We start from the raw sequence: 25,057 nt of genomic DNA on the forward strand, positions 1-25,057 counted from the left end.
ACATGCCGCCGCACCGCGCGGCAACCGCCATCTGGAGTGCTTTGAATGCCTTATCGCTTTGCCCGCACGGGCGTCCTGATTGCCTGCCTCGGCACGCTGACCTGTGCGGCCCATGCTGGCAGCGTGGCCGACGAAACCCCGCTCGACACCCTGCCCTACACGCCGGGCCTCGATGTCAGTGCGATGGACCGCAACGCCAACCCCTGCGAAGACCTCTACCAGTTTGCGTGCGGCAGCTGGAACAAGCTCAATCCGATTCCGGCCGACCAGGCGCGCTGGAGCGTCTACAGCAAGATGGCTGCCGAGGGGCAACGCTTCCAGTGGGGCATCCTGCAACGCCTTGCCGCTGCCACGAATGGCAACACGCCGTTGCAGCAGAAGCTGGGCAACTACTTTGCCGCCTGCATGGACGAAGCGCATGTTGAAGCGGCCGGCGTTTCGCCGCTCACCCCACTGCTGCGGCGAATCGACGGGCTCGCCGACAAGGCCGCCCTGCCGGCGCTGCTGGCCGACCTGCATCAGGATCTGCCGGGCGGCAGTCCGTTCTTCGCCTTTGGCGCGGCGCAGGACTTCGGTGACGCCAGCCGTGTCATTGCATTCGCCTATTCGGGTGGCCTGAGCCTTCCCGATCGCGACAACTACCTCAAGACCGACGCCCGCAACCGCACCCTGCGCAAGCAATATGTCGAACACATGACGCGGATGTTTGCGCTGCTCGACGACGCCCCCGGTGTGGCGGCACGCAACGCCGCCGACGTGATGCGAATCGAGACCGCGCTGGCGCAGGCCACGCTGAGCCGGGTGGAACAGCGCGATCCATACAAGCAGTTCAACCTGCGCGACGCACGCGGCTTGCAGGCCATGACGCCACAGTTCAACTGGGCGAGCTACCTTGCCGGGCTCAAGCAACCGGGGCTCGATCAGTTCAACGTGACCGAGCCGCGCTTCTATGCGCAGTTCAATGCCCTGCTCGCGCGCGAGTCACTCACCGCGATCAAGAACTACCTTCGCTGGCAAGCCGCCAACGCCCTGGCGCCGCACCTCTCGAAGGCCTTTGTAGACGAGAACTTCGCCTTCTTCGGCAAGACCTTGCGCGGCACCCCGGCGCAGCAACCGCGCTGGAAGCGCTGCGTTGCGCTGACCGATCAGCAGCTGGGCGAAGCACTGGGGCAGGAATTCGTCAGTCGCGCCTTCAGCGCCGAGCTCAAAGCACAGACGCTGCAGATGACCAAACAGATCGAAGCGGCGATGGCCAAGGACATCGAAAGCCTCACCTGGATGAGCCCGCAGACCAAGCAGCGCGCCCAGGAGAAGCTGGGTGCCATCGTCAACAAGATCGGCTACCCGGATCGCTGGCGCAACTACGATGCCTTCACCGTGAGCCGCGGCGACTACACCGGCAACGTAACCCGTGGCACCCGCTTCGAAGCGCAACGCCAGCTGGCGAAGATCGGCAAACCGCTTGATCGCGGCGAATGGTTGATGACGCCTTCAACCGTCAACGCCTACTACGACCCGCAGATGAACAGCATCAACTTCCCGGCCGCCGTGCTGCAAGCGCCGCTGTACGACCCGAAAATGGACGATGCGCCCAACTACGGCAACACCGGCGGCACGATCGGCCACGAGCTGATCCACGCCTTTGACGACGAGGGACGCAAGTTCGACGCGCAAGGCCGCCTGCGTGACTGGTGGACGAAGAAAGACGCGAAAGCCTTCGAAACCCGGGCCCAGTGCGTCAGCGATCAGTACGCCAAGTACGTGGTCATCGACGATATCCGCATCAACAGCCGCCTGACGCTGGGCGAAGACCTCGCAGATCTGGGCGGCCTGATCCTCGCGTGGTCGGCCTGGAAGGCCGAGACGGCCAACAAGGTGCTGGAGAATCGCGATGGCCTCACGCCAGAGCAGCGCTTCTTCGTCGGCTTTGCGCAATGGACTTGCGGCGACACCCGGCCGGAGGAACTGCGTATCCACGCCATGACCGACCCGCATTCACCCAGCAAGTACCGGATCAATGGCGTGGTGGTGAACATGCCGGAATTTCAGCAGGCGTTTTCCTGCAAGCCGGGGCAGGCGATGGTGAAAGAGAAGCGCTGCCGCGTCTGGTAAAACAGCCACTTCAAACGAAACAGCGGTGGCGTGGCATGCACCACCGCTATTTGAATCGGGGGCCCCATGTACCGAACCCTTGCCGCCTTGCTGCTCTGCGCCGCCACCAGTGCGAACGCGGGCGTATACAAATGGACGGACGAAAACGGCAAGGTTCACTACAGCGACATCCCCCCGCCCAAGACCGATCCCAGCAAGGTGCCGCTGACACCGCCTTCGGGCTTTTCGGGCCCCGAGATGCCCGAGCCCTCAAGCGAACGGACTCCGCGCCGAGCGAAATCCGACGAAACCGAAAAGCGCGAGCAAGAGCTCAAGCAGGCCTGCAAGCAGTTGCGCAGCGAGCAACAGCGCCTTGAAAACGCCCCCAGCGGCAACGCCCTCAAGGACGGCAACCAGCGTGCCGCGCTGGCCGCCGCCGTCGAACGCAATCAGGCCATGCTCAAGGAACTCGGCTGCGACGCAGTGCGCTGATCAGGGCTTGCGCAACGCGGCGAGCACCGCCTCGAAAGCGGAGCCACTGGTCGCGATCGTCGTGAAATGATCGCCCGCCACCGTGCTGACCGTCACACTGGCGCCCGCCGCCTCAGCGGCATCGCGATAGCGCTGCGCCTGCGCCGCCGGAACGATGGCGTCACCGCTGGCCGTAATCAGGCTGACCTGCGCCGCCGCAGGCAGCATCAAGAGCGGCGAGGTCTGGACCAGGCGTGACTCGCTCGGTTCCTGCTCGCCCAGCAAGCGCGGTATCGCGCTGGCGCAGCCGCGGCCCTCGCCCGGGTAGCGCTGCAGATCGGTAATCGCCGCCAGGCCCAGCGCGCGCTGCGGTAACTGCGGCGTGGCCGAATAAAGCGGGCTATCGGAGGTCAGGCGGTTCCGGCTCGCGGCCCACAGCGCCAAGTGCCCGCCGGCCGAGTGCCCGACCACCGTAAGGCGGCTCAGATCAAGCGGATAGCGGCTTGCAAGCGTGGGCGTGAAGTCGAGCGCGGCCGCGATATCGGTGAAGGTGTCGGGCCAGCGGTAATCGGCGTCGCCCGGCAAGCGGTATTCGATGTTCCAGACCGCCCAGCCAGCATCGCGCAAGGCGCCGCTGAAATCGTTCATGAAGCCAGCCGAGGCAATGCTCCGCTGCCAGCACCCGCCATGAATCACAAGCACCAGCGGATGCGGCCCAGCGCCCGGCGGCAGCCCCAGGTAGCCAAACTGCTGGGGGGCCGCACCGTAAGGCACCACCACGGTGGAAGCGGGTGCCGGCGCCGGCGCTGGATTCGCCACGCTGCCCGAATCAAGCGCGCCGCCGCCGCAGGCCGACAGTGCCAGCGCGAACCCGCACGCCCATCCCCAATCGCGCAAACGCTGCATGCCCCGCTCCGCTCATCCTCTGCGGCTGTGACCGCCCGCACCCGAAAAAGTGCCTGCCCGGCATTTGATCGAAAGCTTGGCCGCGGCAAGGGCGAGTCGCTACGATCTGCCTGCCACTGCTGGCACCCGGTCGTGAAAGGATGGCTGATGCTGCAACTCGACGTTTATGGAACCCTGGTGGCCGCCTCGCTGGTGCTGCTTGCCGGGCGCATGCTGGTCAGCAAGATCGGCCTGCTCAAGGCCTACACGATCCCCGAGCCGGTGGCCGGCGGCCTGATCGTTGCATTGGGGCTGCTCGTGGCGCACTCGACCCTGGGCTTCCAGGTCAAGTTCGACGCCAGCATGCAAGCCCCGATGATGCTGACCTTCTTTGCCTGCATTGGGCTCAACGCCGATCTGGCCAGCCTGCGGCAGGGCGGCCGGCGGCTGGCGGTATTCCTCGGCGTGGTGCTTGGGCTGTTGATGCTGCAGAACCTGCTGGGTATCACGCTGGCAAAACTGCTGGGGCTCGATCCGCTGATCGGCCTGCTCGCCGGCTCGATCACACTGTCCGGCGGCCACGGCACGGGCGCGGCGTGGAGCAGCGTCTTCAGCGAACGCTATGGCCTCGCCTCCACCACCGAACTCGCGATGGCCTGCGCCACCTTCGGGTTGGTGCTCGGCGGGCTGATCGGCGGCCCGGTCGCGCGTTTCCTGACCCGGGGGGTCAGGCTGCCCGCCCGCGGCCCGCAGGGCGGCGACGCACCGACAACCTTCGAAGCGCCCGATACCGTGCGCCTGATCACCGCACCGGCGCTGATCGAAACGCTTGCGCTGATTTCATGCTGCCTGCTCGGCGGCCACGCGATTGCCGGTGCACTCAAGGGCAGCGCGCTCGAGCTGCCGGTTTTCGTGTGCGCGCTGTTCGTCGGGGTGCTGCTACGCAATGGCCTGGCGGCGCTGGGCTTGTACCAGGTGTTCGAGCGCGCGGTGTCGGTACTGGGCAACGTCGCGCTCGCACTTTTTCTTGCAATGGCGCTGATGTCGCTGCGCTTGTGGGAATTGTCGGCGCTTGCGCTGCCGATGCTGGTGATTCTTGCAAGCCAGACCGCGCTGATGGCTTGCTACGCGATCTTCGTCACCTTCCCGGTGATGGGGCGCAGCTATGACGCCGCAGTGATTGCCGGCGGCCACTGCGGCTTTGGCCTCGGCGCCACGCCCACGGCAATCGCCAACATGCAGGCGGTGACCGATCGCTTCGGCCCCTCGCATGTGGCCTTCCTGATCGTGCCGATGGTGGGCGCGTTCTTCATCGACATCGCCAACGCGCTGGTGATCAAGGGCTTCCTCGGGCTCAGCGAGCTGATCCGCTGAGCCCCCGGCAGATCACGCCTTGCGGCCGATTCGCAGCGTCAGCGGCCAGCTGATCGACACCGTGTCCTGCGGGTGGCCCCACAAGGCCAGCAGTTTCTGCGAAAGCGACTGGGTCGGGTCGATGCCATACATCGCTACATAGCGGCCGCAGGCCGACCAACTGCGCAGATAACCGAGCAGCTGTGCCAGGGTCCACTGCACCGACAAGGTGTAGGGCGGGGTCTGGATCTCTTCAAACGGGAAGGGCAACTGCGCATACCGGGTATCGACGTGCGCACGCTCCGGGTTCCACAGCGCGCCCAGGGTTTCGGTACGGAAGGCTTGCACCAGCGCGTCGATCTCCTCGTGATCGACCTCCACCGTGCCGTAGGTCCAGGCCGCGATCATGCCGCCGGGTACCAGCACACGATTGGCCTCGGCGTAAAAAGCATCGAGCGGAAACCAGTGCAGCGACTGCGCGCAGGTGATCAGATCGACGCTGGCATCGGCCAGGCCACTGGCATCGGCCGGTGCCACCCGCCATTCGATCTTCGGATGCGCCGGCGCCGCAGCAATCTGCGCATCGCTGATGTCAGTGCCCACCACATGATCAAATCGCTCAGCCAGATCCAGCGTTGCCTGCCCGCTGCCGCACCCGGCATCCCAGGCCAGCTTGTGGTGCGGCACCCAGGCGAGCAGATAGTCGTAGATCGAGCGCGGGTAGCGGGGCCGGAAGAGCACATAGCCTTGCGCCAGCGGAGAAAACTGATCGGCCGGGTCTTCGGCCAGCAAATGGTTGGTCATCGGGGGTCCTTCGGGGTTCGCGCACCTGCAACCCTTGCATTATGGCCCAGGCGGCTGACGCACTGCTGACCCGGCATGATTCACCCGGCGCGAACCTTGGCTCCGAGGCAGGGTCACAGCACCATGCAGATCAACCATGACCTTTCACGCCGCTGCGTGATCCAGACCCACACACTTGACTGGCATGCATCGCCCGCGCCGGGCGTGACACGGCGGCTGATCGAGCGCGACGGCGGTGAAGCTGCCCGCGCCACCAGCATCGTGCGTTATGAAGCAGGCGCGCGTTTTGCGCCGCACAGCCACCCGCTCGGCGAAGAAATCCTGGTGCTCGACGGTGTCTTTTCCGACGAAGGCGGCGACTACCCTGCTGGCAGCTGGATCAAGAACCCGCCGGGCAGCGCGCACGCACCCGCTTCGGCAGAAGGCTGCACGCTGTTCGTCAAGCTTCGGCACCTCGACCCGCATGACACGCAGCAGTGCGTTCTCACGCCCGATGCGCGCCACTGGCGGCCCGGCTTGGTGCCGGGCTTGAGCGTGTGCCCGCTGGCCGAGTTCGGTACTACCCACACAGCGCTGGTGCGCTGGGCGCCCGGCACTCGCTTCAACCCGCACCAGCACTGGGGCGGCGAGGAGATCCTGGTGCTCGACGGTGTATTCGAAGATGAATTCGGCCGCTACCCGGCCGGCACCTGGGTTCGCAGCCCGCACCGCTCCCATCACCAGCCGTTTTCAAGCGAGGGCTGCCTGATCTGGGTGAAGGTCGGCCATCTGGGGGGCTGATCAGGCCGGCCGGCTGCGCGAGCGCGGGGCGGGCATCGGGTGCAAGGCCCGCGCAGCCCCGTCCACCAGCGCCCGCGTGAGCGTTGCAACCAGTTCCGACTCGATGCCCCAGGTGTGCCAGTACAGCGGCACGCTGGCCTGCGTCTGCGGCGTGATATCGACCAGGCTGCCGTCCGCAAGCGCCTGCGCGCATTGCGCTTCAGGCAGCAGACCGTAGCCGTAGCCAAGCAGCGCCGCGTTCATGAAAGCCTCGTAGGCGGGCACGAAGTGGTTGGGAAACTGCACATCCTTTACCCGCAGATGCCGCCGCAGATGCTCGGCCTGCAGCGCGTCGCGCCGGTTGAACACCAGCACCGGCGCGCGGCGCACTGAGCGGCGATCAAGCCCGCCGGGCAGGTGGCGCGCAATGTACGCGGGCGACGCGACACAGCGGTAACGCATTACCCCCAGCGCCACCGAACGAAAGCCGTGAGCCGGCACCGGCGCCGATGCGATCGAGCCAATCACCTCGCCGCTGCGCAACCATTCCTGCGTGTGCTCCTGGTCGTCCACCACGAAGTCGAGCATCGCCGCGCTGCGTTCGGCCCAGGGCTGCAGCGCCGGCAGCACCCACGAGCCCAGACTATCGGCGTTCACCGCAATGCGGACGCGGCCGCGAGAGACGTTCTCCAGCAGCTCCGGCCAGACGTCCAGCGCCAGCACCTGGGTCTGCCTGGCAAAGCGCAGCAGCGGCTGCGCCGCCGGTGTTGGCGTTACCGGGCGGGTACGCAGCAAGAGCGGCGCACCGACCTGGTCTTCGAGCGATCGGATCCGCTGCGAGACCGCCGACTGGGTGATCGAAAGGCTGCGCGCGGCTTTCTCGAAACTGCCTTCGGTCACCACCGCCTCAAGGCATTCGAGCAGGGAGAAGTCGATTTTCATGCATTCATTTTATTAGCAGATCTAATGAGCGCTCAACAATATTCCAATTGCTAATCCTGATCTGCCATGACCGCTATCCTTGCTTTGCCGCTCGATCGAAGCGCGCCGGGTCAGGCCACCTGATCATGAAAACCAGACCATCGACACACACCATGCACGCCCAAGTCGTCTTCCAAGGCTTCATCGTCACCGCCGGCCTCATCATGGCAATCGGCGCCCAAAACGCTCACGTCCTGAAGATGGGACTCACCCGCCAGCACGTGTTACCCACCATCCTGATCTGCGCGCTGTCCGACGCCTTCCTGATCGGCCTTGGTGTCACCGGCATGGGCAAGGTGATCGAACACTTCCCGGTGGCGGTTGAGGCGGCCACCTGGGGCGGCGCGGCCTTCTTGCTGTGGTACGGCCTGCGCTCGCTGCGCGCCGCGTTCAGCGCACACGCGCTGATGCCTGCCGACGCGCCACCGATGCCGCTGAAACAGGCCATGCTCCTGGTGCTGGGCTTCACCTACCTGAATCCGCACGCCTACCTCGATACGATCGTGCTGATCGGCTCGATCGGCGGGCGCGAGCACGGTATCGACCGGGCCGGATTCTGGCTCGGCTGCATCGCCGCATCCGTAAGCTGGTTCATGCTGCTCGGCTACGGCGCCCGCTGGCTTGCCCCGCTGTTCGCCAAGCCGCTCTCGTGGCGCGTGCTCGACGCAATGATCGGCGTCGGCATGGGGATCATCGCGATTTCGCTGATCCGCTGATCCGCTGATCCACCAGCCTCGCTCAGTCGAGTGTCGAGCCGAACACCGCCGGAATACGGACGTAGAAGATCTTGAGGCCTTCCTGGCGTATGCGCGCAATCATCCGATCTGCGTCGTCGTCGGAAACCGCCATCGACACTTCCACCGGCTGATCGGCCAGTTCGAAGAAATGTGCCGCATGCAAGCGCCCAGCCTGGCCAAAGCCTTCGGCTGCATGCACGACCGTCGCGCCCGACACTCCGATGCGGCGCGCCTCGTCGAGCAGCCATTCGGCCAGCGGCGTGCCGTGATGCTTGCGGTTCTGTTCGGTATAGAAGTTGAGCAACACACCTTGCATGGCGGTCTCCTTCACCAGCGTTTGAGCAGTGTCACGCTCGCCATGCCGGCCAGCGTCATCAGAAGCGAACCGGCCACATGAATCGACACCGCGCCAAGCGCCCAGGCGAGGCGGCCTTGCTGTAGCAATGCGGTGACCTCGGCCGAGAAGGTTGAAAAGGTGGTGAGCCCCCCGAGGAAGCCGGTGATCACGAACAGGCGCCACTCGGGGGCCAGGCCGGGTTGATCGGCAAAGACCACGATCGCGACGCCGATCAGATAGCCGCCAATCAGATTGGCCATCAAGGTTCCCGGCGGTACGGTCGGGAACAGCGCGTTGAGTGAGGTGCCGAGCAGCCAGCGCAGCACCGCCCCGCACGCAGCCCCAAGACTAATCGCAAGAACCGAATACAGCATGAACGCTCCGCCAAGTGCCCGCCCGCGCTGCGCGCGCCAAGGCGCAATTGTACTGCGGCGCTTGCGGCACCGCCGGGCAGGCGGCATACTGCGCGCCCGGTCGGCAGATCACCGAGGCGTCGCCCCCGCGAGGGAAGCTAAACCTGCCATGCACCAGAACCTGACGCGCATCTTTTCTGTGCCGCGTCGGAACGGCGACCACCGACACCCCGCTTTCGGGGCCGGCACGATGAAAGGATTGATCGTGTCCCGCAATACCCTGCCTTACTACGCCGACGACATTTCGGCGCTCGCCCGCTCACTGGCGCAGCAACTCGGTGAGATCGAAGGCCCGCCGGGTCATCTGCAGCTGCTCAACGCGCTTTCGCGCGCGACCGGCTATCGCAACTTCCAGAGCTATCGCGCCGAGCACAAACGCTCGGTGCCGCTTGCGCGCCCCGCCCCGGTGCCGCCCGCCGCCCCCAAAGACCTTGCGGCGCTGCTGCGATTCTTCGACGACGCCGGCCGTCTGCTGCGCTGGCCCACCAAGGCTTCGCACCGACTGCCATGCGTGCTTGGCGTGTGGGCACAACTGCCAGCCCGCCTTGCGATGAGCGAGCGCGAAATCAATCAATGGATTGGCGCCGCGCTGGCTTTTGAAGACCATGTGCTGATCCGCCGCGAACTGGTCAACCACGGCCTGCTTGCCCGCACGCCCAACGGTAGCGTGTACCGCCGGGTTGAACAGCCGGTGCCCGAGACGCACGCCGCACTGGTCGCAGAAGTGTGCCGGCGCGGGCGACAACAGGCCTGAGTCAATCAAGGCCCAGTTGGCGTGATGCCTCCAAAGCCTCGATCTGCATTAGCAGATCGAGGCGATCGGTTCGCGCAACCTCGCGCCAGTCCCGCCCATCAAGGGCGCCAACCAGCGCCCAAAGCAGGTTCAGGCTCACCTTGCACCCCTGCCGCCGCAAATCAAGCCACGCACGCACGGCACCGCGCGCAGCCAGCTCGGCCGCGCTGTGAATGCCCACCGTCGCAAGCATCTGCTGCGAGCGCGGCCCCAGATTGCGCAAACCGCGCAGCTCATCGCTTCTGGCCATCGGCCCTCGCCTCCCCCATGATGCGCACCTTCCGCGTCATCCGCCTGAAACCTGAATGTAAGGTTTTCGTCGGCAGCGCGGTCATGTCATGCAGGAACCACAGGAATCCGCATGCTACTCATCCTCCGCCAACGCCATTTCGAACGGGTTGTCCGCGCTTACAGCGCCGACCTCTACCGTTTTGCCTACTGGCTGTGCCGCGACCGCTTCGTCGCCGAAGAGTTGGTGCAGGAAACCTGCACGCGCGCCTGGAATGCCTGGGATTCCCTGCGTGACAAGGACAATCCAAAACCCTGGCTGTTGCAGATCCTGCGCAATGAACACGCCCGCCTGTACGAACGCAAGCAGTTCGACTACGCCGACGAAGCGCCGGAAGACCTGGATCTGCCGGCCGAGCATTCGTCGATTGCGCTGCTTGAAATGGAACAGTTGATCGACACCCTGCCCCTGTCTCTGCGCGAACCCTTTCTGCTGCAAACCCTGGGCGGCTACTCCTGCAGCGAGATCGCTGAAATGCTTGAGACCACCGAAGGGGCGATCATGGTCCGGCTGACCCGAGCGCGCCAAGCCCTGCGCCACACGCTTGAAACGGTGCCGGCCGAGAAGAAGCGAGGAAAACAATGAACGCGCCGACCGAAATGAACTGCCTGGCCTACCGTCGGCTCAAACTGGCGGACCCGCAACGGCTGAGCGCCGCCGCCCGTGCCCATGAAGCGGAATGCCTCGGCTGCGAGAGCTTTGCGCGGCGGATCGACGCCCAGGAAACACGGATTGCGCGAACGCTGGACGTGCCCGTGCCAGATGGGCTCGACGAACGCATCCTGCTCAAGCTCCGGGGCCAGCGCCAGATGCCCTGGCGCAGCTGGGCAATGGCAGCCTCGGTGGTGCTCACCTTCGGTATTGGCATCACGATGTGGCGCGGACACGGCAGCTACGATGCGCCGCGCTTCGCGATTGAACATGTGATGCACGAGCCCGAATCCTTCACGACGCCGCGACTGGCGGACCCGGAACAGTTCCGCACGGTGATGGCGCATTTCGGCGGCGAACTGACGCAGCCGATCGGCACCGTGCGCTACATGAAACTCTGCCCGGGGCCGGAGGGCGTCGGCTGGCATGTGGTGCTGGACACCGCGCAGGGCATGGTCTCGCTGTTCCTGATCCCGGGTGACAAGGTCCGCAAACCCCAAACCCGCACCATGCAGGGTTACCGCGCGCTGACCGAACCAGCCGGCCAGGGCCATTTCGCCATCGTGGCCGAGAACGACGCCGCCGTTGCCGCGATGGCCGCAGCAATGCGCGAAAAGGTTCGCTGGAAAACCTGAGAAGGCATCCGCGCACGGATCGCTGCGGCATCGGGCGCCGCATCACGCCCGGCAGGATCAGGCGGACTTGACGCGCCGCGACGCCCGATTCATCCAGTCGATGAACTGCGCGGCCGGCAAGGGGCGCGAGAACAGGAAGCCCTGCATTGCCTTGCACCCGCGCCGCGCAAGCGCTGCCGCCTGCGCCTCGGTTTCAACGCCCTCAGCCACCACCGCAAGACCCAGCTCCTGCGACATCGCCAGCACGGCCGAGGTGATCGCGGCGTCCGAGCTGTCGTGCTCCAGATCCTTGACGAAGGAGCGATCGATCTTCAGCACGTCGATCGGGAATCGCTTGAGGTAGGCGAGCGACGAATAACCAGTGCCAAAGTCATCCACCATCAGGCGCAAGCCCATGCGTTTGAGTTCGGCAAGGATTTCGTAGGTCAACTCAACGTCCTGCATCAGGACGCTTTCGGTCATTTCGAGTTCAAGCCGGTTCGGCGGCAAGCCCGCTGCCGCCAGAGCCCCGCTAACTGCCGAGAGCAGCCTCACATGGCGGAAACTGATACCGGACAGGTTAACCGCGACGGCGTGCGGCGCCGACCCTTGCGCAATCCAGGCCGCCATCTGCTTGCAAGCAGCCTGCAGGCCCCACTCGCCAATCTCGACGATCAGGCCGGTTTCTTCGGCGAGCGGGATGAACTCGCCCGGCGCCAGCAAGCCACGCTTGGGGTGGCGCCAGCGGATCAGTGCCTCAGCCGCGAGGACGGTGCCTTCCGGCCAGGAGATCACCGGCTGGAAGTGCAGCTCGAATTCGCCTTGTTCAAGCGCCTTGCGCATCTCGTTTTCAAGCGACAGACGAAGCTCCGCCGCCACACGCAAATCCTGCGAGAAGGACCGCACGACGTCGCGGTTCTCACGTTTGGCAAGGCTCACCGCCATGTCGGCACACTTGAGCAGCGCATCAGCGTCATCCGCGTGTTCCGGGAACACCGCCATGCCAATGCTCGCGGTAAGCGCAACTTCGGTTGCCGCGAGCAGGATCGGCTTGCGCACCGCTTCGAGCAAGCGCGCACTGATCGCCTCGGGCGCCTCGCCTGCCGGCGCACCGTCAATGAAGACCACGAACTGGTCGCCGCCGATGCGCGCCACCACAGCCGCGCTGGAACGCGAATCCTCGCGCCCCGGCAAGGCTGCAACCGCATCGGTCAGGCGCCGGGCAACGATCTGCAGAACCTGATCGCCAACGCTCTGGCCCAGGCTTTCGTTGATTCGCCCGAAGCGATCGACGTCCACCACCATCGCGGCCACCCAGTGGCGCGCGCGCGTTGCGCGGCGAACGGTTTGTTTGAGCAGCTCACGGCAATACTGGCGATTGGGCAGGCCAGTCAAACCATCGTAGTAGGCCAGGTAGCGGATCCGCTTTTCGGCTTCAACCTGTTCGGTGATGTCCTGGGTGGTGCCCTGCAAGCGGGTGACACCGCCGTCAGCCGAGGCAATCGGCTCGGCTTGTTCGAGCACGGTGCGCAAAGCGCCATCGTGACGCACGATGCGGTATTCGATGCGGAAAGGCTGACCGCGTTTGCCCTGCGCGTAGGCCTCGCGCACGATGGTGCGGTCTTGCGGGAACACCCGCTCGAGCACCGCGTCCATCGCCGGCGGGAAGGCCACCGGATCGTCGCCAAAGAGCGCGAAGAACTGCTCCGAGCGCCGCACGTAGCCTTCGCGCAGATGCCACTCCCAGCTACCGAGGCGCGCAATGCGCTGTGCGTCGGCAAGGTTCGATTCGCTGCGCGCCAGTTCGTCCATCGCGCGCGCCGAACGCAGCACGTAGAGGATGCGGTGGCGCAGCAGCATCCAGTTGATCGGCTTGGAAATGAAGTCGGTGGCACCGGCCTGGTAGGCCTGTTCGATCGCGCCGGAGTCTTCCAGCCCGGTCATCACGATCACCGGCACGCGCTCGCCACCGGGGGTGCGACGCAAACGCCGCGCGGTTTCGAAACCGTCCAGGCGCGGCATCATCAGATCGAGCAGGATCAGTTCCGGTTGAAGCTCGGCAAATCGCTCCAGCGCCTCAACCCCGTCACTGGCTTCAAAAGGCTCGAACCCCGCCTCCTTGAGCGCCGCCATGGCGATCGAACGCGTCGTCAGATCGTCATCAACCACCAGGACACGCGCGCTGGCGAGAATCGGCGTCATGCGCCCCTCCGCGGAAGGCAAAATCCCTGATGGTTCGATCGAAATGGTTTATTCATCAAAAAGGCTAGAAACGTAAGGCGCCGGGCTGAACTTTACGCGTAGATCATGCGCTTTGCACTATAGCCAGCACCCTGTGCCAAAAAACGCAGCGGCATATGCGCAAACGAGGCGTTTGTCACACGCCGCTGCAAGCGGCGCCAACCGTTACAATCGCGGCTTCCGATTTCAGAAATCCGCGATCCGCCGTGAGCACGCCCACCGACAAGAACACCCCGGCCAACGCGCCGGCAGCCAACTTTTTGCGCAACATCATCGAGCGCGATCTCGACGCCGACACTTACGCCCACCGCAACTGGGCAGGCACGCCGGGTGACGCCGCGCATCACGGCGCCGGCCAGCCCGACCCGGCGAAGATCCGCACCCGCTTCCCGCCGGAGCCCAACGGCTACCTGCACATCGGCCATGCCAAGTCGATCTGCCTGAACTTTGGGCTGGCGCGTGATTTCGGCGGCGTGTGCCACATGCGCTTCGACGACACGAACCCGGAGAAGGAAGAGCAGGAGTACGTCGATTCGATCCTCGACGCGGTGAAGTGGCTCGGTTTTGGCTGGGAGCAGAACGGCACCAGCCACCTGTTCTACGCCAGCAGCTACTTCGAGTTCATGTATCGCGCCGCCGAGGCGCTGATCGAGCGCGGTTTTGCCTACGTTGACCAGCAGACGCCGGACGAGATGCGCGCCAACCGCGGCACGCTGACCGAGCCGGGCAAGAACTCGCCGTGGCGTGATCGCCCGCTCGAAGAGAACCTGCGCCTGTTCCGCGAGATGCGCGAGGGCAAGCACGCCGAAGGCAGCATGATCGTGCGTGCCAAGATCGACATGGCTGCGCCCAACATCAACCTGCGCGACCCGGCGATCTACCGCATCCGCTTTGCCGAGCACCATGCCACCGGCAACGCCTGGTGCATCTACCCGATGTACACCTTTGCGCACCCGATCGAGGACGCGCTCGAGCGCATCACCCACTCGATCTGCACGCTCGAATTCGAAGACCAGCGCCCGTTCTACGACTGGCTGCTGGAGCACCTGCGCGACGCCGGCCTGCTGGCCGATCCGCTGCCGAAACAGTACGAATTCGCGCGGCTGAACCTCACCTACATCATCACCAGCAAGCGCAAGCTCAAGCAGCTGGTCGACGAGAAGATCGTCGACGGTTGGGACGACCCGCGCATGCCCACCATCGTCGGCCTGCGCCGCCGCGGCTACACCGCTGCCAGCCTGCAGATGCTCGCCGAGCGCACCGGCGCCAGCAAGCACAACACCTGGATCGACTACTCGGTGCTCGAAGGCTGCCTGCGCGAAGACCTTGAAGCCAAGGCGCCGCGCGCGATGGCCGCGATCGACCCGCTCAAGCTCAAGCTCACCAACTGGGATGAGGTGATCGGCGCCGGCAAGGTTGAACCCTGCTCCGCGCCAGCCCACCCGCATCACCCCGAATTCGGCGAGCGCAAGTTCAACCTCACGCCGGAACTCTGGATTGAGCGCGAAGACTTCGAAGAAGTGCCGCCCAAGGGCTTCCGCCGCCTGTTCCCCGGCAACATGGCGCGCCTGAAATACGGCTTCATCATCGAATGCACCGGCTGCGAGAAGGATGCCGACGGCAAGGTGACTGCCGTGCTGGCAAAGCTGGTGCCGGACACCAAGAGCGGCACGCCGGGCGCCGACAGCGTCAAGGTCAAGGGTGTGATCACCTGGGTCTCGGCGAGCGAGGGCGTCGCGACCGAAGTGCGCCTCTACGACCGCCTGTTCACCGAAGCCCAGCCGGACGCCGGCGGCCGCGACTTCCTCGATGCGCTCAACCCCAACTCCAAGCGCGTCATCACCGCGTATCTGGAGCCGGGCCTCGCCGCCGCGCAGCCGGGCGACACCTTCCAGTTCGAACGCCACGGCTACTTCTTCGCCGACCACAAGGACTCGGCGGCGGGCAAACCGGTGTTCAACCTGGCGGTTGGGCTGAAGGACAGCTGGGGCAAGTGAGCCCTCGCGGGCCCCAGTGGAGCGGACGATGAGCCAGTCGCTGATCGTCCGCCCGCTGTGCAACTCGGATGACCTGATCGCCCTGACGCACGAGGTCATCCGCGCCGGCTACGCCAGTCAAGCCGCGCGAGGCCTGCGCTACTGGGCGACGCATCAATCGCCCGAGGACACCGCCAAGCGTTTTGCCTCCGGCCACGGATTGATCGCCGAAATCGACGGCCATCTCGTCGGCACCATCACGACTCGCCCACCGCAGCCCGATTCGAGCGTTGCGCTCTACCGCAACCCGAACACCTGGACGCTCTGCCAGTTTGCGGTCGCCCCGAAGTTCAAGGCTCAAGGTATCGGCAGCGCACTGCATTCGGCCGCGCTCGCGCTGGCCCATGAACACGGCGCAATCGTGATGGCCATCGACACGGCAGAACCGGCCGCCGACGTCATCGCGATGTACTCACGTTGGGGTTACGTTCAAGTCGGAATGCACGACTGGCGACCGCAGACGAACTACGTCAGCGTGGTCATGCAACGATCCATTTGAGCGCGTGAAAACTCGCGGGCAAGGACGGGAGCCTTGCGATGAAGGCGTCTCCTTAATTTGCCGCCCTGCCACCAAAGCCGGGTCCCGCCCCGGCGGGCGTCTTACTTTCTGGCAACAGCACCAGAAAGTAAGCAAAGAATGCCGCCCCCTTCAACGCCCCTTGCTGCGCAAGGGGTTCCCTGCGCTGCTCGCAGCATCGGGTGGCTGCGGAACTCGGCCCTGCGGGCCTCAAACAGTCCTCGCCACCGCCGCACTACGTGCGTCGGAACCCGACGCTTCTGTGCTGCTCGGCGTTTCAGAGGGGAATGAACGGCGCCGAATTTTCATCGTCGGCGGTATTTCGTAGGAGGAATGTAGGCCGAAGACGGGACTCGATGACGTGCGGTTGAATTTGTCACGCCACAAGCCCCGGATTCCGCTTCGCTGCATCCAGGCTACGAATCGCACGCGTTGCACTGGAACTGTTTTGACTTTGGGCCCCGTCGAGAGCGCCGAGTAGCGCAGCGGGGTCGGGGTATCGGCGCGCAGCGCCGACGGCGAGGACTGTCTGAGCGGCGGGCGCAGCCCGACGCGAGTTCCGCAGCCGCCCGACTTCGCGAGCACGCGAGGGAAGTCAGACACGCAGTGTCTGACCGCGAACGCCGGGTGCCTTTCTCTTTGGTTCCTTTCTCTTGGGCAAGCAAGAGAAAGGAACCCGGCGGCCGGGACGGACTCCCGGCCAACGCACGTCTGATAAACCACTGCGGGATATCTCGTCGGGCGCGCGAAAAGCGCAACTCGGGACGACCACACGAGGCAATCTCCTGACGCTAACCAAATCCCCGCACCGCCAGATGCGTTAAAGTGCTGCCCGGTCTGCAGCCGTCCCTTGCTGAATCACCGGTTGTACCAGGTACCGGCAGGGTCAGGCCGCCAAGGGCACGCAAGCGCCCTATGCCTCGTTGCGAAGCGCCGCTGCGGCCGCGCCTCGCGATGTGTTGAAACCTGGCTGCACCAGCATAAGCAAGAACATTCCCTCTACCTCTCATGCGAGAACATCCATGACCAAACTTTTCATCGAAGACCTCGACCTCGCCGGCAAGCGTGCCCTGATCCGTGTGGATTTCAACGTGCCGATCAAGAACGGCGTGGTTGAAAGCGACAAGCGCATCCGTGCCGCGCTGCCGACGATCCGTTACGCGCTGGAAAAAGGCGCTTCGGTTGTGCTGATGTCGCACCTGGGCCGCCCGAACGGCGCCAAGGTTGCCAAGTATTCGATCGAGCCGGTGGCTGGCCGCCTGCAAGAGCTGCTGGGCAAGCCGGTGAAGTTCGTCAATGACTGCGTCGGACCGGAAGTCGAGGCGGTTGTGAACGCGATGAAGCCGGGCGACGTGACCCTGGTCGAGAACGTCCGCTTCTACCTGGAAGAAGAAGGCAAGGCGAAGGATGCCGCTGGCAACAGCGTCAAGGCCACGCCGGAAGCGGTAGCTGCGTTCCGCGCCGCGCTGAGCCGCCTGGGCGACGTGTTCATCAACGACGCTTTCGGCACCGCACACCGTGCGCACTCGTCGATGGTCGGCGTGAACCTGCCGCGCGCTTCGGGCTATCTGCTGAAGAAGGAACTGGATTTCCTGGGTGAGGCTGTTAACAAGCCGGTGCGTCCGCTGGTCGCGATCATTGGCGGCTCGAAGATCTCGGGCAAGATCGACGTGATCCAGGCGCTGCTGCCGAAGGTCGACAAACTGCTGATCGGTGGCGGCATGGCCTTCACCTTCTTCAAGGCGCAGGGCCTGGAAGTCGGCAAGTCGCTGTGCGAAAACGACAAGGTCGAACTGGCCAAGTCGCTGATCGCTTCGGCCGGTGACAAGCTGGTGCTGCCGATCGACACGATGATCACCAAGAAGCTGGACTTCGACGCACGCACGCTCGACGGCCTGGTTGAAGTCGACTCCACCGCGATCCCGGCCGACCAGGAAGGCGTGGACATCGGCAGCAAGTCCGCCGCGCGTTACGCCGAAATCATCCGCGGCGCCAAGACCGTGCTGTGGAACGGCCCGATGGGCGTGTTCGAGATCGACGAATCGGCCAAGGGCACCTACGCCGTGGCGCACGCGCTGGTCGAGGCCACCGCAGGCGGCGCGATCACCATCGTCGGCGGCGGCGATTCGGTTGCTGCAGTCGAGAAGGCGGGCCTGGAAGACAAGGTCTCGCACGTCTCCACCGGCGGCGGCGCATCGCTCGAATTCCTCGAAGGCAAGGCACTGCCGGGCGTGGATGCACTGAGCGACAAGTAATCCGTCTGCTGTGAAAAAAAGGGGCGCCCGTGGGCGCCCCTTTTTGTTTCGGTCGGCGTGGCGCAGCACGCCGCCGATCATCTGCTACAACTCACGCGCGCTGGCGGCGCCGTGCTGCAACACCGATCAAGCCGAGGCCCGCCAGCAGCATGGCGTACTGCTCCGGTTCCGGCACTGCGGCCACCTGGTAAAGCGAGGTGGTGCCGGAGACCTCGTTGGCAATCGCGAGGTAGTACTTGCCACCCTGCTCGTAGCTGACGATACCTTCAGGCGAAACATCACCCAGCGTGACGATGGTGTCGAGGTAGCTGACCGAGTTGGGGTCGGTGATGTCGAACATCGACACCGCGCCCTGCGTGGTGCGCTCAAGCCCGACAAAAGCGATCGTACGGCCGCCAATTTCAAGCAGGCTCACGCCTTCGGGTTCCACGCCCTTGTCGTCGCTGCGGCCGTCGTCGTAAATGCCAAGGCGGATCGCTTCGGCATCGAGGATGTTGCCCGAGTCGTACACCAGCTTGCCAGCCTCATCGCGGATCGAGAACGAGCGCGCACCAAAGGTGAAGAGATTGCCGTTGGTGGAGTCGGGCGTGGAGATGTTGAGTTCTTTCAGATCGCCGGGCACGCCGCCGAGCCCGCTTTCCTTGGCGCGCAGCTTGTCACCGTCGTCTTCACGCGTATCGCCTTCGTTGGCCATTACCAGATAGGTCTTGCCGCCGCGCTGGTAGTTGGCGATCGCGTCCGGCTGGTAGAAGCCGCGCACATTGGCGCTGCGCAGCTCGACCTTCTTGTCCTTGTGATTCGGATCGATCGCGTTGGCCGCGAGGCTGAAGTCCTTGGTGCCCAGCCCGACGATGCTGCTGAAGCTGTTGGCGTTCAGATCCAGCGTGGCGACCGCGTTGGCTTCCTGCAGCGTGACCCAGGCCTTGCTGCCATCCGCGCTGACGGTGATGTACTCGGGCTCGAAATCCATCCCGGTGTTGGTCCGTACCGCGCTACCGCTGACCGGCACGCCGGCCAGGCCCACGTTGGTGACGCTGCGGGTGGCCACGTTGATGATGCTCACCGAGCCGGCAGGGTCGCCCGCACCGCCGTTTGCCGTGCCGACTGCACCGTAGACATTCGGCGTCGCTTCGTTGGCAACCAGCAGCTTGCTGCCGTCCTTGGTGAAGGTCAGCATGTCGGGCAGCGCACCGACCGTCACCGTGTTCGGGTAAAAGCCGCTCGACAGCGACACCAGCGAGGTGTCGTAGAACTGCACGATGCCGGGCAGGGTGCGATCAGCCTTGTTTTCAATTGCGATTGCGGCGAGGCCGTTGTGGATCGCAACGCTGTTCACGCCGCCTACACCGCTCAGGTCAACATGGCGCACCAGGCTACCAGTGCTGGCGCTCAGCACATCGAAGCCATTCACCCCAGCCACCCAGAGGGTGTTGGTGGCCGCATCGAAGGCCGGAATTTCTGAAGTCTGGCCGGCGTTGGCGCTGGCGTGATTGAAGGTCCACAGCTTGCTGAAGCTGACTGTGGGTGCAGCGTAGACATGGCCCACCGGGGCAAGCAGCCCGGCAAGTGCGATCGAAAGCGCGGTGCGTTTCATGTTCTGGGGTCTCAGGGGTCGATGGATCGGTGAGCCCGCCGAATGTCGCCAGCATGGATCCAGCGCACCACCTGCGGGCCCGCGACCTTAGCGCCCCAGCCAAGACAATTTGATGACACGCCCCCAGCCAAAGTAGGGCGCGGCGCCCGGTGCTACGCCCAGTCGCCCGACCCGCGGGTGCCGCCGGTTGCCGCCTCGGCGCCCACCATGTCCAGCGCCACCGCCTCGGCCACCTTGATACCATCGACGCCGGCCGAGAGGATGCCGCCCGCGTAGCCGGCGCCCTCTCCCGCCGGGTAGAGGCCGATGGTATTCACCGACTGAAAGGCGTCGTTGCGCTTGATGCGGATCGGCGACGAGGTGCGGGTCTCGACGCCGGTGAGCACCGCGTCGGCCATCGCAAATCCACGGATCTGGCGGTCGAAAGCCGGGAAGGCTTCGCGCATCGCGGTGATCGCGAAATCCGGCAGGCACAGCGACAGATCGGTGAGCTTCACGCCCGGCGTGTAGGAAGGCTGCACCGCGCCCAGCTCGGTCGAGGGCCGCCCGGCAAGGAAGTCACCCAGGCGCTGCGCCGGCGCTGCGTAGGTGCCACCGCCTGCGTGAAAGGCGCGCTCTTCCCAGTGCCGCTGGAACAGCATGCCGGCGAGCGGATGGCCGGGGTAGTCCACTTCCGGGGTGATACCGACGACGATGCCGCTGTTGGCGTTGCGCTCGTTGCGCGAGTACTGACTCATGCCGTTGGTGACGACGCGCCCCACTTCGGAGGTGGCCGCCACCACGGTGCCGCCTGGGCACATGCAGAAGCTGTAGGCAGCGCGGCCGTTGCTGGCGTGATGCACCAGCTTGTAGTCGGCCGCGCCCAGCAGCGGGTGGCCGGCAAAGTCGCCATGCCGCGCGCGGTTGATCAGCGATTGCGGATGCTCCACCCGCACGCCGATCGAGAAGGGCTTGGCCTCGACGTACACGCCGCGGTCGTAGAGCATCTGGAAGGTGTCGCGCGCGCTGTGCCCCACCGCCAGCACCACATGGCTGGTGGCGATGAATTCACCGCCGCGCAGATGCAGGCCGCGTACCTGCTGGGCACGGCTGCCGTCCGGCAGCGTCACCGGCTCTACCTCGATGTCGTCCACCCGGCTCTCGAAGCGGATTTCGCCGCCGAGCGACTGGATCGTTTCGCGCATCGTCTCCACCATACCGACGAGGCGGAAGGTGCCGATGTGCGGCTTGCTCACATACAGGATTTCGTCCGGCGCGCCGGCCTTGACGAACTCGGTCAGTACCTTGCGGCCGTGGTGCTTGGGGTCCTTGATCTGGCTGTGCAGCTTGCCGTCCGAGAAGGTGCCGGCACCGCCCTCGCCGAACTGCACGTTCGATTCGGGGTTGAGCACGCTCTTGCGCCACAGGCCCCAGGTGTCCTTGGTGCGCTCACGCACTGCCTTGCCACGTTCGAGGATGATCGGGCGAAACCCCATCTGCGCGAGGATCAGCCCGGCGAACAGGCCGCAGGGGCCCAGACCGATCACCACCGGGCGCGACTCAAGCTGCGCCGGCGCCTGCGCCACATAGCGGTAGGAGGTATCCGGTGTGGGCATCACGCGGTGGTCGCCCTTGAGTTTGGCGAACACCGCCGCCTCGTCGCGCAGCGCCACGTCGAGCGTGTAGATCAGGTGGATATTCTTGCGCTGGCGCGCATCAAAACCGCGGCGGAACACGGTAAAGCTGCCCAGCTCGCCGCGCGGGATGCCCAGGCGCTTGATGATCGCCTCGGGCAGTTCCTCCGGCGTGTGGTCCAGGGGCAGTTTTACTTCGGTCAGTCGCAGCATGGGAATCTCGGTCGGGGTAACGGCGCGCCGGGCTCAAGCCAGCGACGCGGGCCATGATTTTAGTGCAAGACCGAGCCGCTGCCTGCCTGACAGGAACACGCCGTTACGCCCGCCGCGATCAGGCCACCCCGAGCGCCTCGGCCGCTTCCGCATCGTCGACTTCCTCCCCCAGAAAACCGCCGCTCTGGTGCGCCCACAAACGCGCGTAGAGCCCGCCCTTGGCGAGCAGGCTGCGATGGTCACCCTCCTCGACGATGCGACCCTGATCAAGCACCACGAGGCGATCCATCGCCGCGATGGTGGAAAGCCGGTGCGCGATCGCCACCACCGTCTTGCCCTGCATCAGCGTGTTCAGGCTGCTCTGGATCGCGGCTTCGACCTCCGAATCGAGCGCGCTGGTCGCTTCGTCCAGCAGCAGGATCGGCGCGTCCTTGAGCATCACGCGCGCGATCGCAACGCGCTGCCGCTGTCCGCCAGAGAGCTTGACGCCGCGCTCGCCAACATGTGCGTCGTAAGCGCTGCGCCCTTTCGGGTCGCTCAGCGTCTGGATGAAGTCGTGCGCCTCGGCTTGTTTGGCGGCGGCGATCATCGCTTCGTCACTGGCGTCAGGCCTGCCGTAGAGGATGTTGTCGCGCACCGAGCGGTGCAGCAGCGAGGTGTCTTGCGTGACCATGCCGACGTTCGCGCGCAGGCTGTCTTGCGTGACCTCCGCGATGTTCTGCCCGTCGATCAGCACGCGGCCCTGCGCCACATCGTAGAAGCGTAGCAGCAGGTTCACGATGGTCGACTTGCCGGCACCCGAGCGCCCGACCAGGCCGATTTTTTCGCCGGGCTTGATCGTCAAGGACAAGTGGTCGATCACGCGGCGCTCTGTGCCGTAGCCAAAGCTCACATCCTCGAAGCGGATCTCGCCGCGGCTCACCGCCAGCGGCTTGGCGTTGGCCGCGTCGACGATGGCTTGCGGACGCGAGAGCGTGTTGATGCCGTCGTGCACTGTGCCGATGTGCTCGAACAGCGAGGCCATCTCCCACATGATCCAGTGCGAGATGCCATTCAGCCGCAAGGCCATGGCGGTGGCAGCCGCCACCGCGCCAATGCCCGCCTCGCCACGGCTCCACAGCCATAGCGTGGCGCCGGTGGTGGCGACGATCAGCAGCATCGAGAGCGTGTGGTTCACGATTTCAAAACCGCTCACCAGGCGCATCTGGGCGTGCGCGGTGAGCATGAAATCCTGCATTGCGGCGCGCGCAAAGCCCGCCTCGCGGCGCGCATGCGAAAACAGCTTCACGGTGGCGATATTGGTGTAGGCATCGGTGATGCGGCCGGTCATCAAGGAGCGCGCATCCGCCTGCGCCTGACCGACCTTGCCCAGGCGTGGCACGAAGAAGCACAGCGCGCCGACGTAGAGCAGCAACCAGCCCAGGAAGGGCAGCAACAGGCTCAGGTGCAGGTTGCCGACGACCGCGACCATCGTGACAAAGTAGATCACCACGAAGACCAGGATATCGGTGACTACCAGCACCGTATCGCGCACCGCCAGCGCGGTCTGCATCACCTTGGTGGCGACGCGGCCGGCGAATTCGTCCTGGTAGAAGCTCATGCTCTGGCCGAGCATCAGGCGGTGGAAGTTCCAGCGCAGCCGCATCGGGAAGTTCGCCGCCAGCGTCTGGTGCTTGAGCATGGTCTGCAGCGCAATCACCAGCGGGCTTGCGAACAGGATCGCCGCAAGCAGCAGCAAGCGGCTGCGCTCGGTCTCCCACAACATGGCCGGCTGCACATGGCCGAGCCAATCGACGATCTGCCCGAGCATGCTGAAGAGCATCGCCTCGAATGCACCGATCGTGGCAGTCAGCAGCGTCATCGCCAGAATGAAGCGGCGCAGGCCATGCGTGCCGGCCCACAGAAATCCGAAGAAACCGCGCGGCGGCGTGGACGGCAAGGCGTCGGGATAGGGATGGACGAGACCTTCGAAGAAGCTGAACACAGAAGACTCCGGCTGCATGCTTGTGCGGACAAAGGCCGGCACACGCCACGAGCGTAGCGGAAGTCGATGATCTGCATGAATGCCAACGCCGCCGGCACCGGCTATCCTGCCGCGTTCGACGTGCCCCTTACAACACCGCCATGCACCCAGCCCCACCGCGCATTCCGCCCTACTGGACGCGTTTCTCGTCTTTCTTCCGCTATCCGCTCAGCGGCGAGCCCTTGCTCGCCTGCATCGGGCTGGCCCTGCTGGCGACCGTGGCCGAGTTGCTGCCCCCGCTGCACCTGCTGGTGTTCATCGGCACGATCCGCTACGGATTTCTGGTGCTGGAGCGCACCGCGCGCGGGCATCTCGATGATCGCCTCGCGCTCTTCGAATCGCAGCATGGCGGCAAGTACCTGGCGTGGAAGCAGATCGCGGTGATCCTGATCGGCGTGATTCTGGTCGCGCTGACTTGGGCGGAATTCGGCCGCAACCCGGCGATGCTGGTGCTCGTGCTGCTCGGCCTGTTATGGCCCGCCAACACGATGGTGCTGGCGCTCACAAACGAACTGGGCGAATCGATTAACCCCGCTCGGCTCTGGCAGGTGGCCAGCGGCATCGGCATGCCCTACCTGGGCCTGTGCGGTTGCCTGCTGCTGCTCTCGTTCGGCAGCGAGCAATTGCTCGCACGCACCAGCCACTTGATCCCCGCCGTGCTCGGCGCGCCGATCGCCGCCTTTGTTGCCGCCGCGTTCACGATCGTGATGTACCGGATGATGGGCTACGTGGTGTACGAGTATCACCAGGTGCTGGATGTGGACGTGCAACTGGGTTTTGAACGCCAGGGCGATCTGCTGCCGCCCCCCGACCCGCGCGCCGCCCGCGCTGAACGGATCGCGAGCCTGCTGCGCGACGGCAAGAGCGACGAAGCGCTGAGCGAAGCGCGCAGCGCCGTCAGCGATGCACCGCACGACCATGATGCGCAGTTGCGGCTTCATCGCCTGCTGGCGGCACTGCCCGATCAGGCGCAGGCGCTCGCCCGCCATGGGCGTGAATGGCTCCCGGCGCTGTTGCGTGCGGGCCGCGGTGCGCAGGCCGCGGAAGTGCTGCAGACCCTGCTCAAGCACGACGCCGGTTTCACCCCCGGCAACGCGGCCGATGTACTGCCGCTGGCGACCGCCGCCTTCGATGCGCGCCGCTTCGACACCACGGCACAGTTGCTGCGCGGCTTCGACCAGCGCCATCCGGGCCATCGCGACACCCCGGCCATCTACTTGCTGGGCGCCCGCGTGCTGATTGAGCATCGGCGTGACGACGCCCAAGCCGAACGCGTGCTCAGCGTGCTGCAAAGCCGCTTTCCGGATCACCCGGCAGCAGCCGAAGCTGCACGGCTGCAGACCCTGATTGCGCGCCTGCGCGCGGCCGGCGCAGCATCAAACTAAGG

22 protein-coding genes are annotated in these 25,057 nt (G+C 65.2%); 12 read left to right on the forward strand and 10 right to left on the reverse strand.

All coding sequences use genetic code 11. From position 1 onward, the window contains the following. Positions 1-45: 45 nt before the first annotated feature. Positions 46-2,112 (forward strand): M13 family metallopeptidase, encoded by a 2,067-nt coding sequence (locus tag OPU71_RS17895; protein WP_267729430.1) that lies wholly within the window; start codon positions 46-48, stop codon positions 2,110-2,112. Positions 2,113-2,178: 66 nt separating this feature from the next. Beyond that, positions 2,179-2,583 carry a DUF4124 domain-containing protein gene (locus OPU71_RS17900; RefSeq protein WP_267729431.1) on the forward strand — a complete coding sequence of 135 codons (405 nt, stop codon included), beginning with the start codon at positions 2,179-2,181 and terminating at the stop codon, positions 2,581-2,583. Here OPU71_RS17900 and OPU71_RS17905 read toward each other — a convergent pair whose 3' ends face one another. Then, positions 2,584-3,468 (reverse strand): alpha/beta hydrolase family protein, encoded by an 885-nt coding sequence (locus tag OPU71_RS17905; RefSeq protein ID WP_267729432.1) that lies wholly within the window; start codon positions 3,466-3,468, stop codon positions 2,584-2,586. A gap of 147 nt (positions 3,469-3,615) precedes the next feature. Between OPU71_RS17905 and gltS the strand changes: the two genes are divergently transcribed. Then, the gene (gene gltS, locus OPU71_RS17910) at positions 3,616-4,821 is read left to right on the forward strand and encodes a sodium/glutamate symporter (protein WP_267729433.1); all 1,206 of its coding nucleotides are present in this window, start codon (positions 3,616-3,618) and stop codon (positions 4,819-4,821) included. A 12-nt stretch (positions 4,822-4,833) separates the two neighbouring features. Here gltS and OPU71_RS17915 read toward each other — a convergent pair whose 3' ends face one another. Beyond that, positions 4,834-5,604 carry a class I SAM-dependent methyltransferase gene (locus OPU71_RS17915; protein WP_267729434.1) on the reverse strand — a complete coding sequence of 257 codons (771 nt, stop codon included), beginning with the start codon at positions 5,602-5,604 and terminating at the stop codon, positions 4,834-4,836. Between the two features lie 123 nt (positions 5,605-5,727). Here OPU71_RS17915 and OPU71_RS17920 point away from each other — a divergent pair, with 123 nt between their 5' ends. Further along, positions 5,728-6,384: a cupin domain-containing protein gene (locus OPU71_RS17920; protein ID WP_267729435.1), complete on the forward strand. Its 657-nt coding sequence runs from the start codon at positions 5,728-5,730 to the stop codon at positions 6,382-6,384. Here the strand turns inward: OPU71_RS17920 and OPU71_RS17925 are convergent, their stop codons facing one another. Then, positions 6,385-7,305 carry a LysR family transcriptional regulator ArgP gene (locus OPU71_RS17925; RefSeq protein ID WP_267729436.1) on the reverse strand — a complete coding sequence of 307 codons (921 nt, stop codon included), beginning with the start codon at positions 7,303-7,305 and terminating at the stop codon, positions 6,385-6,387. A 152-nt stretch (positions 7,306-7,457) separates the two neighbouring features. Between OPU71_RS17925 and OPU71_RS17930 the strand changes: the two genes are divergently transcribed. Next, the gene (locus tag OPU71_RS17930; protein WP_267729437.1) at positions 7,458-8,060 is read left to right on the forward strand and encodes a LysE/ArgO family amino acid transporter; all 603 of its coding nucleotides are present in this window, start codon (positions 7,458-7,460) and stop codon (positions 8,058-8,060) included. 22 nt (positions 8,061-8,082) lie between these two features. Here OPU71_RS17930 and OPU71_RS17935 read toward each other — a convergent pair whose 3' ends face one another. Both OPU71_RS17935 and crcB read right to left on the reverse strand, forming a co-directional pair. After that, positions 8,083-8,397, reverse strand: a complete 315-nt coding sequence (locus OPU71_RS17935; RefSeq protein ID WP_267729438.1) for a DUF190 domain-containing protein — start codon at positions 8,395-8,397, stop codon at positions 8,083-8,085. A gap of 11 nt (positions 8,398-8,408) precedes the next feature. Further along, the gene (gene crcB / locus OPU71_RS17940) at positions 8,409-8,792 is read right to left on the reverse strand and encodes a fluoride efflux transporter CrcB (protein WP_267729439.1); all 384 of its coding nucleotides are present in this window, start codon (positions 8,790-8,792) and stop codon (positions 8,409-8,411) included. Positions 8,793-9,036: 244 nt separating this feature from the next. Here crcB and OPU71_RS17945 point away from each other — a divergent pair, with 244 nt between their 5' ends. Continuing rightward, a complete protein-coding gene (locus tag OPU71_RS17945; RefSeq protein WP_267729440.1) occupies positions 9,037-9,585 on the forward strand; it encodes a DUF2087 domain-containing protein in 549 nt (182 codons plus the stop codon). 1 nt (position 9,586) lies between these two features. Here the strand turns inward: OPU71_RS17945 and OPU71_RS17950 are convergent, their stop codons facing one another. After that, positions 9,587-9,874 carry a TfoX/Sxy family protein gene (locus OPU71_RS17950; protein ID WP_267729441.1) on the reverse strand — a complete coding sequence of 96 codons (288 nt, stop codon included), beginning with the start codon at positions 9,872-9,874 and terminating at the stop codon, positions 9,587-9,589. A gap of 111 nt (positions 9,875-9,985) precedes the next feature. Here OPU71_RS17950 and OPU71_RS17955 point away from each other — a divergent pair, with 111 nt between their 5' ends. Both OPU71_RS17955 and OPU71_RS17960 read left to right on the forward strand, forming a co-directional pair. Beyond that, the gene (locus tag OPU71_RS17955) at positions 9,986-10,498 is read left to right on the forward strand and encodes a sigma-70 family RNA polymerase sigma factor (RefSeq protein ID WP_267729442.1); all 513 of its coding nucleotides are present in this window, start codon (positions 9,986-9,988) and stop codon (positions 10,496-10,498) included. Then, entirely contained in the window at positions 10,495-11,199 is a 705-nt protein-coding gene (locus OPU71_RS17960) for a DUF3379 family protein (RefSeq protein WP_267729443.1), read from the forward strand. Before OPU71_RS17955 ends, OPU71_RS17960 begins: the two co-directional genes overlap by 4 nt. A gap of 57 nt (positions 11,200-11,256) precedes the next feature. Here OPU71_RS17960 and OPU71_RS17965 read toward each other — a convergent pair whose 3' ends face one another. Beyond that, positions 11,257-13,380, reverse strand: a complete 2,124-nt coding sequence (locus OPU71_RS17965) for a putative bifunctional diguanylate cyclase/phosphodiesterase (protein WP_267729444.1) — start codon at positions 13,378-13,380, stop codon at positions 11,257-11,259. Between the two features lie 245 nt (positions 13,381-13,625). On the opposite strand from OPU71_RS17965, the gene OPU71_RS17970 reads away from it, so the two are divergent. The 3 genes from OPU71_RS17970 to OPU71_RS17980 all read left to right on the forward strand — a co-directional run bounded on the left by OPU71_RS17970 (position 13,626) and on the right by OPU71_RS17980 (position 18,227). Next, positions 13,626-15,416 (forward strand): glutamine--tRNA ligase/YqeY domain fusion protein, encoded by a 1,791-nt coding sequence (locus OPU71_RS17970; protein ID WP_267729445.1) that lies wholly within the window; start codon positions 13,626-13,628, stop codon positions 15,414-15,416. Positions 15,417-15,444: 28 nt separating this feature from the next. Then, a complete protein-coding gene (locus tag OPU71_RS17975; RefSeq protein WP_267729446.1) occupies positions 15,445-15,954 on the forward strand; it encodes a GNAT family N-acetyltransferase in 510 nt (169 codons plus the stop codon). Between the two features lie 1,040 nt (positions 15,955-16,994). Then, on the forward strand, positions 16,995-18,227 hold the full coding sequence (locus OPU71_RS17980) for a phosphoglycerate kinase (protein ID WP_267729447.1): 1,233 nt from the start codon (positions 16,995-16,997) through the stop codon (positions 18,225-18,227). A 91-nt stretch (positions 18,228-18,318) separates the two neighbouring features. On the opposite strand, the gene OPU71_RS17985 is transcribed toward OPU71_RS17980, so the two are convergent. From OPU71_RS17985 to OPU71_RS17995, 3 genes are all read right to left on the reverse strand, one after another. Beyond that, positions 18,319-19,821: a choice-of-anchor I family protein gene (locus OPU71_RS17985; RefSeq protein ID WP_267729448.1), complete on the reverse strand. Its 1,503-nt coding sequence runs from the start codon at positions 19,819-19,821 to the stop codon at positions 18,319-18,321. 152 nt (positions 19,822-19,973) lie between these two features. Further along, entirely contained in the window at positions 19,974-21,647 is a 1,674-nt protein-coding gene (locus tag OPU71_RS17990; RefSeq protein ID WP_267729449.1) for an NAD(P)/FAD-dependent oxidoreductase, read from the reverse strand. 118 nt (positions 21,648-21,765) lie between these two features. After that, on the reverse strand, positions 21,766-23,649 hold the full coding sequence (locus tag OPU71_RS17995) for an ABC transporter ATP-binding protein (RefSeq protein ID WP_267729450.1): 1,884 nt from the start codon (positions 23,647-23,649) through the stop codon (positions 21,766-21,768). A 122-nt stretch (positions 23,650-23,771) separates the two neighbouring features. Between OPU71_RS17995 and OPU71_RS18000 the strand changes: the two genes are divergently transcribed. Then, positions 23,772-25,055, forward strand: a complete 1,284-nt coding sequence (locus tag OPU71_RS18000; protein WP_267729451.1) for a tetratricopeptide repeat protein — start codon at positions 23,772-23,774, stop codon at positions 25,053-25,055. Positions 25,056-25,057: the final 2 nt, after the last annotated feature.

This window comes from Niveibacterium sp. 24ML (genome assembly GCF_026586805.1).
Classification (GTDB): Bacteria; Pseudomonadota; Gammaproteobacteria; order Burkholderiales; family Rhodocyclaceae; genus Niveibacterium.